At 35.0% G+C, this 11,819-nt stretch carries 11 protein-coding genes; 3 read left to right on the top strand and 8 right to left on the bottom strand.

Annotation, left to right across the window (positions count from 1 at the left end; all coding sequences use genetic code 11):
• Positions 1-3: 3 nt before the first annotated feature.
• Genes LZQ00_RS08765 through LZQ00_RS08775 form a run of 3 tightly spaced genes read left to right on the top strand, consistent with a single transcriptional unit; the run spans position 4 to position 2,671 of the window.
• Positions 4-879 carry a carbon-nitrogen hydrolase gene (locus LZQ00_RS08765; protein ID WP_234514654.1) on the top strand — a complete coding sequence of 292 codons (876 nt, stop codon included), beginning with the start codon at positions 4-6 and terminating at the stop codon, positions 877-879.
• Complete coding sequence (bla, locus tag LZQ00_RS08770; RefSeq protein ID WP_234514655.1) at positions 869-1,606, top strand: BlaB/IND/MUS family subclass B1 metallo-beta-lactamase; 738 nt, start codon at positions 869-871, stop codon at positions 1,604-1,606. Before LZQ00_RS08765 ends, bla begins: the two co-directional genes overlap by 11 nt.
• A 3-nt stretch (positions 1,607-1,609) precedes the next feature.
• Positions 1,610-2,671 (top strand): agmatine/peptidylarginine deiminase, encoded by a 1,062-nt coding sequence (locus LZQ00_RS08775; protein ID WP_234514656.1) that lies wholly within the window; start codon positions 1,610-1,612, stop codon positions 2,669-2,671.
• Between the two features lie 119 nt (positions 2,672-2,790).
• On the opposite strand, the gene LZQ00_RS08780 is transcribed toward LZQ00_RS08775, so the two are convergent.
• From LZQ00_RS08780 to LZQ00_RS08815, 8 genes are all read right to left on the bottom strand, one after another.
• Positions 2,791-4,017, bottom strand: coding sequence for a hypothetical protein (locus tag LZQ00_RS08780; protein ID WP_234514657.1), 1,227 nt, complete (start codon positions 4,015-4,017; stop codon positions 2,791-2,793).
• A gap of 297 nt (positions 4,018-4,314) precedes the next feature.
• On the bottom strand, positions 4,315-4,776 hold the full coding sequence (locus LZQ00_RS08785) for a hypothetical protein (protein ID WP_234514658.1): 462 nt from the start codon (positions 4,774-4,776) through the stop codon (positions 4,315-4,317).
• A gap of 206 nt (positions 4,777-4,982) precedes the next feature.
• On the bottom strand, positions 4,983-6,146 hold the full coding sequence (lysA, locus tag LZQ00_RS08790) for a diaminopimelate decarboxylase (RefSeq protein ID WP_234514659.1): 1,164 nt from the start codon (positions 6,144-6,146) through the stop codon (positions 4,983-4,985).
• Between the two features lie 15 nt (positions 6,147-6,161).
• Entirely contained in the window at positions 6,162-7,475 is a 1,314-nt protein-coding gene (locus LZQ00_RS08795) for an aspartate kinase (RefSeq protein WP_234514660.1), read from the bottom strand.
• A gap of 300 nt (positions 7,476-7,775) precedes the next feature.
• On the bottom strand, positions 7,776-9,152 hold the full coding sequence (locus tag LZQ00_RS08800; protein WP_234514661.1) for an ADP-ribosylglycohydrolase family protein: 1,377 nt from the start codon (positions 9,150-9,152) through the stop codon (positions 7,776-7,778).
• A gap of 167 nt (positions 9,153-9,319) precedes the next feature.
• Positions 9,320-10,267: a D-2-hydroxyacid dehydrogenase gene (locus LZQ00_RS08805; protein WP_234514662.1), complete on the bottom strand. Its 948-nt coding sequence runs from the start codon at positions 10,265-10,267 to the stop codon at positions 9,320-9,322.
• A gap of 13 nt (positions 10,268-10,280) precedes the next feature.
• Positions 10,281-11,348 (bottom strand): 3-phosphoserine/phosphohydroxythreonine transaminase, encoded by a 1,068-nt coding sequence (gene serC, locus LZQ00_RS08810; RefSeq protein ID WP_234514663.1) that lies wholly within the window; start codon positions 11,346-11,348, stop codon positions 10,281-10,283.
• Between the two features lie 202 nt (positions 11,349-11,550).
• Entirely contained in the window at positions 11,551-11,808 is a 258-nt protein-coding gene (locus LZQ00_RS08815) for a hypothetical protein (RefSeq protein WP_234514664.1), read from the bottom strand.
• Positions 11,809-11,819 lie beyond the last annotated feature (11 nt).

An 11,819-nucleotide genomic window follows, 5' to 3' on the forward strand; every position in this document is an offset into this window, starting at 1 on the left:
AGCATGAGCAAAGTAAAAGTTGGTGTTGTACAGATGACTTGTGGATCCGATAAACAAGAAAATCTAAACAAAGCGATTGAGCAAGTAAAAGAAGCTGCAGCAAAAGGAGCACAAATAGTATGTCTTCAAGAGCTTTTCACTTCTTTATACTTCTGTGATGTAGAAGACTATGATAATTTTAATTTAGCAGAAGCTATTCCAGGGCCGTCAACAGACGCGTTATCTACCGTTGCTAAAGCATGTGGAGTTGTTATCATTGCTTCTCTATTTGAAAAGCGTGCGCAAGGACTATATCATAACACGACTGCCATTTTAGATGCTGACGGTTCTTATTTAGGTAAATACCGTAAGATGCATATCCCTGATGATCCCGCATTCTACGAAAAATTCTACTTTACACCTGGTGATTTAGGATATAAAGTATTTAAAACAAAATTTGGTAAAATTGGTGTCTTGATTTGTTGGGATCAATGGTATCCTGAAGCATCTCGTATAACCGCTTTAATGGGTGCAGATATTTTGTTTTATCCAACAGCAATTGGTTGGGATACCACACAAGATGAAGAAACAAACCAAGATCAATATAATGCTTGGCAAACCATACAACGCTCCCATGCAGTGGCTAATGGTGTTCCAGTTGTATCTGTAAACCGAGTAGGCTTTGAACAAGAAGGAGCGATGAAATTTTGGGGAGGAAGCTTTGTTGCTAATGCGCAAGGAAAACTGTTATACCTCGCTTCACATGATCAAGAAGAGACTGAAGTAATTGAATTAGATTTGTCTCAAACCGATTATTTCCGCAAGCATTGGCCGTTCTTAAGAGACAGAAGAATAGAAACTTACGCTCCTATAACAAAACGATTTATTGATGAAGATTAACTTCAAAACAGCATTAATAAAGATGTATGTAATAAGTATTTTTTCCTTAAGCATTACCTCTTTATTTGCACAAAATCCAGTTCTTAAAATAGAAAAAATCAATCCCAAGCTCTATGTCCATACGACTTATAATGTGTTTAATGGACAACAATATTCAGCAAATGGTCTGTATTTAATTACCAAAAAAGGAGTGGTAATTTTTGATACCCCTTGGGATCAAACCCAATACCAGCCTTTATTGGATTCCATTAAGAACAAGCATCATTTGCCCGTTATAGCCATTTTTGCTTCGCATTGGCATGAAGACCGAGCAGGAGGTTTTGCTTACTACAATAAGATTGGTGTCCCGACTTATGCAACAGCACAAACCAATACGATACTAAAAGCAAATAATAAAGCAAGTTCAACAAAAGAAATTGTTTTAGGAAAAACATATCGTATTGGCGGTGAAAAATTTAAGATTGAATATTTTGGAGAAGGTCACAGCTTGGATAATACCGTTGTTTGGTTTCCAAAATATCAGGTCTTAAACGGTGGATGTTTAATTAAAAGTGCAGAAGCAACGAATCTAGGATTTGTAGGAGATGGAAATGTAGCAGCATGGCCAGCTACCATACAAAAACTAGAACATGCACATCCTGTTATCAAAAAAGTGATCAGTGGTCATGATAATTGGAAATTAGATGGACATCTAGAGAGAACAAAGGAATTACTAAATCAGAAATAAAAATTGAATACAGTAAATACAGCATTATATCCTAAAGATTTAGGATATACATTTCCTGCAGAATGGGAAAAACATGAAGCAACCTGGTTATCTTGGCCACATAAGAATGAATCATGGCCAGACCGCATCCACTTGATATTTCCTGCTTATGCCCAATTCATTGCTGAATTGACAAAAGGCGAAAAAGTAAGGATTAATGTTAAAAACGAAGAGATGAAGGCATTTGCCTTATCCTACATTGAGCAAACAGATGCTGATTTAAATCAAGTGGAATTCTTTTTTCATGAAACCAATGATGCTTGGTGTCGTGACCATGGACCTGCTTTCCTAATCAATCGTCAACAGCCTGATCATAAAAAAGTAATTGTCGATTGGGGTTTTAATGCTTGGGGAGGAAAATATCCACCCTTTGAAAATGACGATGTTATCCCAACAAAAATAGCAAAAGCATTTAATCTACCTGTCTTCTACCCTGGAATTATTATGGAAGGTGGTTCCGTAGAATTTAATGGTGCTGGAGCTTTATTAACTTCCAAATCCTGTTTATTAAATGAGAATCGGAATCCTGAACATACACAAGAACAAATTGAAGAATACCTAAAAAATTACTACGGTGTTTCACAAATATTGTGGGTAGAGGATGGAATTGTTGGTGATGATACAGATGGACATGTTGATGACACCATTCGATTTATCAATGAAGATACCGTTTTGACAGTTATTGAAGACCATATAGAAGACGATAATTACGAATTGTTGCAAACGAATTTACGTCAATTGCAAGAAATGAAACTTGAAGATGGACGTTCCTTAAATATCATCACATTACCGATGCCAGATGGCGTTTACTGTGAAGGAGAACGTTTACCTGCATCTTATGCAAATTTTTACATTGCCAATAAATCCGTGATTGTCCCGACCTATCGTTGTGCTAAAGATACAATTGCATTAGATATTATTCAAAAATGTTTTCCTGATCGAAAGGTTGTAGGTATTGATTCCACAGATATTATTTGGGGGCTGGGCAGTTTTCATTGTTTAAGTCAACAAGAACCTGCTATTTAAATAGGACGTAACTTTTGGTAGGTCACATAAAGATATCCAAACTTTAGAAAAACAAACAGCGCTATAGGAGCTGATTTAAACAAAATAAGAAAGGTCCAGTGCTTTACACTGGACCTTTCTTATTCATATTCTTCTTCTAATTCTTCAAATTTTTTCAAGTCTTCCTCTGCCCCAGCACGGTCTCCTAAATTTTCTTTTACAGCAGCACGATATTGATACAAGTCCGAATAATAAGGATTTAATAGTATTGCCTCATTATAATCACCTAAAGCATCCTCCCATCGCTCTAATCGCTCAAAAAGATCTGCACGCAACGTGTAGGGATAAAAATCATCTTTTAACAAGTTGATGAGTGTAGAGTAGTCGCGTATTGCATCCTCAAATTTCCCCATTCTTTCAAACAAAGAAGCTCGTTCTTCATAAATAGTTGATTGTGCAGGATTAATCAATTCTGCCTGTTGATAATCGGAAATCGCTTTCTGATCATCTTTTAGGCATTCCTGCAATTTTGCACGCAGTACGTAAGCAGGAACACAATTACGATCAATTTCGATAGCTTGGTTACAATCATGTATAGCGGCAATATAAATCGTTAATTTCGTATAGATAGCTGCTCTATAAACATATAATTCCGGATTGTCCCCTACTATTTCCAATCCTTTATGATACAAACGTAACGCTGCCTGATAGTCATAGATATGCACATATTCCAAAGCCAATTTTACCATAATCTCCAGATTATCTGTATCATGTTGCAAAGAAGTTTCTAGTTCCTGAATCTCGGTGTGTTCGCGTTTTAACTCTGTCAAAAACGGTAAATGTTCTTGCCATTCTAATAAACTATGGTAATTAAAATCAAGCCGTTTTGCGATTTGATAATCGTAAAAAGCACCCTCATCGTCTTCCAAAGCTCGATTAATGACACAGCGACAAGCATAAAAATATGGTTCCTTTGGAAAATGATCGATTGCCTCCGTATAAACATGTAAAGCCTGTTCAAAATTTTCATTTAGAAAATAATATAAAGCCAAATAGCTATAGCCCAAAGCCGAAGCATGAAATCGCTGTGCTTCCAACAAATGATGTTCTGTATTTGGATCATCCAGTTTAATTCCTGCAATACCTTTTAACAAGACTAGTGTAGCGGGATCTACTCCTACCCGTGTCTCTAAGTCTTTTAAAGCTTCTTGATATCCAATTTTAAACGTAGGTTTAAAATCAAGTAACTCTTTGATTGGAAAATAAGCGTAGTGAGCCAACAAAATCGTGGATGATGCATCTAAATCAAAGTCAATCTCAGCTTGATGTCTAAATAATTTTTGAAGAATATTTTGGATATTTTGCATACACAAAGGTACGAGGATGCACTTCAAAACAAAATATATTCGACCTTAAAAGAAATGAAGATACAAACACAAGCTATTTAAGCAGAAGCTATCATAAAAGATAAAGTCCAGACTACTTCATGAAAGCCGATTACGAATTAATTCATATAAAAATTAAGAACTATCCCCGATCCCTTCTCTTTTAAATCCTGAAATGTAAATCCCTCTTTGATGATATTTGTCTCTTCCGTACTTGTATCTTGGATAGCATAATATATTCCTTCAGGGCTATGCTCCTTCCGTTCTTCATGGTACCATTTATTTGCAACAATAGCCTGATAGTCTTTTCCATACTCTGGTCCAAAGAAAGTATGCGCCACCCAAACCAGCCGATTGATCTCGATAATTTATAGCAGTCTTCAAATAAGCATCGTAACTATAATGATCACAGCCTCCTATACTCAATTCCAACTGATCGTCATTATCCAGATAAACAGATGCACGAGTATGGTCTTTATTCCAATTTATTTTAAGCCCTTTATTAAAAGCAAAGATTGCTTTTTCAGTATCTCCTTTTATATCATTAGAAAAGACGCAACCAGCTGTATCCATTACAATTTCTTTACTTGTATCCTTCACAACCAACGCCCGAACCAAAGTATCTTTGCTACTGGTTTCAACTTTAGTTGCATTTTTTTCAGCTATTCCCGTGCAACTAAAAAATAAACAGGCGAAACAACCAAATACGCTATATACGTTTATTTTAAAAATTTGCATCATCATTTTAGCTACTCTTTTTCAATTACCTATTGTACTAATTTAAAACAAAACGACCAGATATGCTATGCAACATTAAAATTTTATTGATCATTCTTTCTCTACAATAAAATACGAATTACCAATATGAAAACAAAAACAACGCAACAAAAAAAAGCTTAAACTCACAACAATGAGTTTAAGCCTTTTTTCTAGTTTAAAGCAATCCCTTACGCTAAATCATCGCTATAAACATAGCGAATTTCTTCCCTAAGATTATAACGAGAAGCCATCACTTCACCATATGCACCTGCTGTACGAATAGCGATAAGATCTCCTCTTTGAGATAGCGGTAAGCTAACTTCTTTACCAAAACAATCTGAGCTTTCACAGATTGGACCTACGACATCGTAATTAACCAATTCTGTTGCAGCAGCATCTCCTAGTTTTTCAATTTTATGAAAAGCTTGGTAAAGTGCTGGTCGCATTAATTCGGTCATCCCTGCATCTAAAATTAAAAAATTCTTTTTTAATCCATTCTTTACATAAAGAACTTTGCTAATGAGTGAACCACACTGTGCAACCAATGCTCTTCCCAATTCAAAATGAACTTCTTGCTGTGGGTTTCTTTCTAAGAATTTATCAAAAATATCGAAATAAGCTTCAAAATCTGGTATTGCTTTCGCATCAGGGTGATGATAATCAACGCCTAGACCTCCTCCAACATTCAAAACTTTGATCGTAACTCCATGCTCTTCAAACCAATTCTTCCACTCATTAACTTTCACACACAGGCTTTTGAAAACATTCATATCCGTTATCTGAGAACCAATATGAAAGTGCAAACCTATTAATTCAATATTTTCGCATTTCCGAATAATAGCAGCAGCCTTTTCTAATTCCGCATTTGTTACGCCAAATTTATTTTCATCCAACCCAGTCGTGATATAATGATGGGTATGTGCATCTACATTTGGATTAATACGTAAGGCCACCTTAGCTTTACGCCCCTGTTCTGCAGCCAGCTCATTAATCACTTCAAGTTCTTGAATAGATTCCACATTAAAGGCAAAGATATCATGTGATAAAGCTGATTTAATTTCTTTATCCGACTTACCAACACCTGCAAAAGTGATCATCTTGGCAGCAAATCCAGCATCGATAGCGCGTTGCACCTCATTTCCACTGACACAATCTCCTCCAAAGCCTTTACTTTGAATCATCGATAGCAAACGACTATTGAAATTTGACTTCAACGCAAAATGAACGTGAAAACCTCTTTTATTCGATGCCACATAAGCTGCATCCAATGTCTCTTCGAGGACTTTCATATCATAATAATAAAATGGTGTTTCTTTTCCTACGAAACGATCACCTATATTTTCCTTCATCATCTTATCAAAATTCAATTAAAATAAACGGTTATGTAATGACTTCAGTGCTTCTATTTTATGATCAGAATTTAATAAAATAGATATATTATAATTTGAACCACCATAAGAAATCATACGAATAGGCAAATGTTTTACTGCATCCAATACACGTGCAGCATACCCATGTGTGTTCATACCAAAATCACCAACCACACACACAATGGTTTGATGCTCATCAACAGCAACTGTTCCAAAATCTTCCACTTCTGCAATGATATCTTTTAAGTTTGTTGTATCATCAATGGTCACCGAAACAGCAACTTCAGATGTTGTGATCATATCAATTGGCGTTTTATAACGTTCAAAGATTTCAAAAACCTTACGCAGGAAACCATAAGCTAATAGCATACGTGAAGAATGAATATGAATAGCAGTAATACCATCTTTCGCCGCAATTGCACGAATAATACCCTTTTGAGCCCCCTCTTTACTGATTAATGTTCCCTTTGCCTGTGGATCCATTGTATTCAATAGTCGGACAGGAACATTATATTTCTGAGCCGGAAAAACAGACTGTGGATGTAAAATCTTAGCACCGAAATAGGCTAATTCAGCTGCTTCATCAAAACTCAGATGAGCAATTGGAGTTGTATTTTTTATGATACGTGGGTCGTTATTATGCATGCCATCAATATCTGTCCAAATTTGAACCTCTTCCGCACCAATAGCAGCACCAATTAATGATGCCGTATAATCAGATCCCCCACGACGTAAATTATCAATCTCCCCAAAAGAATTCCGACAAATAAAGCCTTGCGTAATAAACAATGTATTTTCAGGGTATTTAGCTAATATCGCTGATAATTTCTCTCCGATATAACCAACTACAGGTTCATTATCTTCATCAATTTTCATGAAATCCAATGCAGGTAACAACACCGACGGAACATTGATTTCTTGTAAATGAAAATGGAATAAAGCTGTTGAAATTAACTCTCCTTGTGCTAAAATAATTTTATCCTCAATAGAAGTAAAAAGTTCATTCGCGAAACCTTCAATAAAATTGAAGTGAGAATCGATTAAACTTTTCCCGTTCTTATAGCCTTCTTCAGTTTTGAATAATTCTTTAATTAGGTCTTCGTACTTGTCTTTATGCTTCTTTATTAAATCCTTTGCTAAGTCCTTCTTATCTGCTAAATAAGCTTGACCGATTTCTACTAAAGCATTTGTTGTCCCCGATACGGCTGACAACACAACAATTTGACGCTCGGAAGGGTTTACGATGTCTAACAACCCTTTGATGCGCTCTGCACTACCGACAGATGTACCACCAAATTTTAAAATTTTCATACTAAATTACATTATATTTAAATTTTGCCGTGAATATAGGCATTTACTTAATTTTTTTTAAATAAAAAGATGATTAAAAAACGAAATTAAACAAAGTGATTAAAATCGTTATAAACAATATTTTATAATAATGATACAACCGACTACAATCAGCAGTGCACCTCAATAATAGAACTAATTTTCATTTGAGTTTTGTTTGAAGTGCAATTGGTCAAAATGTCGCACAACGAGCAACGACTTGGCGATACAAAGATAGACGGGGTCTTTAGTTTTAGCATTTCATCTCGCTAAGTATCTATGTTAGTGGCGAGCAAATTTTTTCGCAAACCGTTCTGCTAGATTTTCAATATCTTTTTTTCTTGCTAATTGTTGTAACCAACTTTTAGGAATATTATTAATTCCATATAATAGTCCTGCGAGTCCGCCTGTGACAGCTCCTGTTGTATCAGTATCTTCTCCTAGATTTACAGCTTTTAGAACAGCATCTTTATAATTATTTGTTGTAAGTAAACACCAGATACTTGCTTCAATGGTATGAAGGACATAACCACTACTTTTTATATTAGCTTCTGTTTGTTCGTAAATGTTTGATTTTAGCAAACTGTCAAACCATGAAATTTCCGATTGGTTAATTGAAAGCGTAATCAAAAAATTCGTAATTTCTACTTTTAGATTTTGATAAATCTCAAATTTGTCTTTCTGCTCTATCAGTTGTTTGGCAAACTCAAGATAATAGAAACAAGCAATTACTGAACGAATATGTCCGTGTGTAATAGACGAAACTTGTTTTATTTTTTGGTATCGTTCATTCAATGGTTTGTCTGAAATGTAAAATAATAATGGTAAAATTCTCATAAGAGAACCATTGCCATTTTCATATTCATCAAATCCCCCTGCTAGCTCTGGAATTTCTCCTTTTTTTAGTCTGTAAATAGCTTGACTTGTAGCAATTCCTATATCAAAAACAATTCCTCTTGGTGTCCAATAACCTTCATAAGCCCATTTTATAAAGTTTTGTCCTATTTCATGAAGGTCAAATCCATTCGTCAATGCTTCAGCGAGACAGAAAGTCAATGAGCTGTCATCTGACCAAGTTCCAGGAAGTAAATTGTATGTTCCAAAGCCAATCATATCAGTAACTTTGTTCCTGCTTATTGTTTCTCTGCTTTTAAACTCAACAGGCACTCCTAATGCGTCCCCCACAGCGACACCAAAAAGTGCTGACCTTACTACATCTATATTTATTTTTTGATTTGAACGATTTTTCAATGCTTTAATAATTTTCAACATCACTCCGCTTTCAAAACAAGACGCCATAAATCCTTCACTAAATCTATCTGCTCTAATAATTAAAGTAAATAGTTTACATAGTGTAATGGTGTCCAGTTTTAAATAATCAAATTCTTTGTCATTTAAAATAGTTTTACCCGCTATCCAAGAAGTCCAATCAAATATTGGTACAAGGTTTAACGTATTAATAATTTCAAACGTTTTGTCTACTAATTCAGATGATGCCCAATATGGAAATGAATAAGAACCATTTTTAAGTTTTTCAGAATCTTTAGGTTCTCTAAATTTTTGATTTTTTTCAATTTGAGGAATTAATTCAAAAAGTTTATTCCAATCGTGGAATGATAAAGTATTTAAATGTTGCTCAAAATTTTCTAATTCAATCATCAAGTTTATTATTTTCTAGTTTATTAGTTTTCTTGCCATTAACGAGCAACGGATTGACGATAGTGAGGACAAAGATGAACGGCTAACTTTTGACTTTTTGCATAAAAAAGCGGCACAAATACAATTAAGTTTTTGTGCCGCAAATATAAATATTTTCTTGCGGATGACTACTTCTTCAGATTCTCAATAATCAACTGAGCCAATTCTTCGCCAATGCGTTCTTGTGCTTCATTTGTTGCTGCTCCAATATGTGGAGTTAAAGAAATTTTCGGATGTTTCAAGATTTCAGTTCTTGGTGTTGGCTCATTATCGAATACATCTAAGCCAGCAAAAGCAACTTTTCCTGCATTTAACGCTTCAATTAACGCCAATTCATCAATTACACCACCACGTGATGCATTTACCAAACCAACTTGATCTTTCAATAAAGCAAACTCTGCTTGACCAATAGCTGGTTTATCTAAAAATGGAACATGTAACGTAATGAAATCTGAAGTTTTCAATAACTCTTCCATTTCGATTTGTTGAACAGGAAGTTCAACCTCGATACCTTGTGTCAAATTTAGTATTAAGGTTTTTGGTCCTTCAAATAAATCATAGTACACGACATCCATGCCCAATCCCAGACCAATTTTCGCTGTTTCACGACCAATACGTCCAAAGCCAACAACACCTAACGTCTTACCTCTTAGCTCTACTCCACCAGCATATGCTTTTTTCAAAGAGCCAAATTTAGTATCACCAGAAACTGGCATTTGACGATTAGCATCATATAGGAAACGTACGCCATTTAAAAGATGAGCAAACACAAGCTCAGCAACAGACAATGAAGAGGCTGCAGGTGTATTGACTACAGCTATACCTTTTGAACGCGCATAGTCCACATCAATATTATCCATACCCACTCCACCACGACCAATAACTTTCAAATTAGGGCAAACATCAATTAAAGCCTGTCTAACTTGCGTAGCACTACGTACTGTAATCGCATCGTATTGTTGTAATTTTTCCGCCAATTCTGCTTGCGGTATATGATTTGTGTCTACCTCAAATCCAGCATTTTCCAATATTTTTTTTCCTATTGGATCAATACCATCATTTGCTAATATTCTCATTATTTGTCTCTGATTATTTGTGTAATTCTTCAAACTCTTTCATCGCATCTACCAAAGCATTGATACTTGTAATCGACAATGCATTGTATATAGACGCTCTAAAACCACCTACTGAACGATGACCTTTGATACCAATAAGCTCACGCTCTTTTGATAAAGCCAAAAACTCTGCTTCTAATTCTGCAGAATCCATAATAAAAGTGACATTCATGCGAGAACGATCTTCCACAACAGCAGTTCCCTTAAAGAAAGGATTGCGGTCAATTTCATCATATAAAGTACGTGCTTTAATGATATTTTCTTGTTCGATTACCGATACACCGCCTTTCGCTTTCAACCAACGTAGATTTAATAAGGATACGTAAATTGAAAATACTGGAGGCGTGTTATACATTGATCCAGCAGCTATATGAGCCGAATAATCTAAAATAGAAGGTATGACACGACCTGTTTTACCTAAAATCTCATCTTTCACAATCACTAATGTAGCGCCTGCAGGGCCCATATTTTTTTGCGCTCCGGCATAGATAAGATCAAAATCAGAAACAGTTATCTGACGGCTAAAAATATCGGAAGACATATCAACCACAACAGGAACATTTGAAGCTGGAACATCAAATACTTCGGTGCCATAAATCGTATTATTTGACGTATAATGAAAATAAGCTGCATCAGCAGGAACGGTTACATTTTTAGGAATGTAAGTGTAATTTTTATCACTTGATGAAGCAATCACTTCGACTTGACCTATTTTTTTTGCTTCTTTAGCAGCTTTTGTAGCCCAAACACCTGTATCTAAATAAGCAGCTTTACCACCCTCAGGCAATAAATTCATCGCAACCATGGCAAATTGTAAACTTGCACCACCCTGTAAAAACAAAATGGAATATCCCTGAGGTACATTTAACAATTCGCGAACCAATTTTATTGCTTCATCCAGTACAGCTTCGAATTCTTTGGAACGGTGCGAAATTTCTAAAATTGATAAACCTGTATTATTAAAATCAATTACAGCTTGTGAAGCTTCTTGAAAAACTTCCTTTGGCAGAATGCAAGGACCTGCTCCAAAATTATGTTTCATCGATATATAGTTTGTTTTTTAATAGCTTTTTTTAATTCCTTTAAGCAATCGTTTGATTACGAATGCACAAAGGTACAAGAATTCTTGTTTAAATTTCAAGAAAAAATCAATTTTAATGAAATTAACAAAATACTAATAGCAAAATAATAAAAATATCCTATTAAATAGAATGAAATTGATTAAAAATGATATTAACAGTGAGTTACAGTAAGATAACTTTCCAGGCTTGCAAGACTTGATTATTTTTTAATAATTCTTTTGCATAAAGCTGTAGATGAATAGTACGACTATTTTCGTCTCCGATAAATGCATTTAATAAATCGTAAACCTCAGGTTCATCTCTGATGGCATCAATTTCTCTATCGGAAGGTAATTGGTCGGTCGTAAGGAGTAACTGTAATTCGGCATCACTGAAAACAGAAGATTCTTTTAGAAATGTAGGAAAATCTGAAAATTGCATATAAAAAAAGC

The organism is Sphingobacterium sp. SRCM116780, from assembly GCF_021442025.1.
In the GTDB taxonomy this organism is placed as follows: Bacteria; Bacteroidota; Bacteroidia; order Sphingobacteriales; family Sphingobacteriaceae; genus Sphingobacterium.

Bases quoted from the DNA above. Each gene is read 5' to 3' on its own strand.
- LZQ00_RS08805 (WP_234514662.1), bottom strand. From the start codon at position 10,267: ATGAGAATATTAGCAAATGATGGTATTGATCCAATAGGAAAAAAAATA.
- LZQ00_RS08795 (WP_234514660.1), bottom strand. From the start codon at position 7,475: ATGAAAATTTTAAAATTTGGTGGTACATCTGTCGGTAGTGCAGAGCGC.
- LZQ00_RS08800 (WP_234514661.1), bottom strand. From the start codon at position 9,152: ATGATTGAATTAGAAAATTTTGAGCAACATTTAAATACTTTATCATTC.
- LZQ00_RS08780 (WP_234514657.1), bottom strand. From the start codon at position 4,017: ATGCAAAATATCCAAAATATTCTTCAAAAATTATTTAGACATCAAGCT.
- LZQ00_RS08765 (WP_234514654.1), top strand. From the start codon at position 4: ATGAGCAAAGTAAAAGTTGGTGTTGTACAGATGACTTGTGGATCCGAT.
- lysA (WP_234514659.1), bottom strand. From the start codon at position 6,146: ATGATGAAGGAAAATATAGGTGATCGTTTCGTAGGAAAAGAAACACCA.
- serC (WP_234514663.1), bottom strand. From the start codon at position 11,348: ATGAAACATAATTTTGGAGCAGGTCCTTGCATTCTGCCAAAGGAAGTT.
- LZQ00_RS08815 (WP_234514664.1), bottom strand. From the start codon at position 11,808: ATGCAATTTTCAGATTTTCCTACATTTCTAAAAGAATCTTCTGTTTTC.
- LZQ00_RS08785 (WP_234514658.1), bottom strand. From the start codon at position 4,776: ATGATGCAAATTTTTAAAATAAACGTATATAGCGTATTTGGTTGTTTC.
- bla (WP_234514655.1), top strand. From the start codon at position 869: ATGAAGATTAACTTCAAAACAGCATTAATAAAGATGTATGTAATAAGT.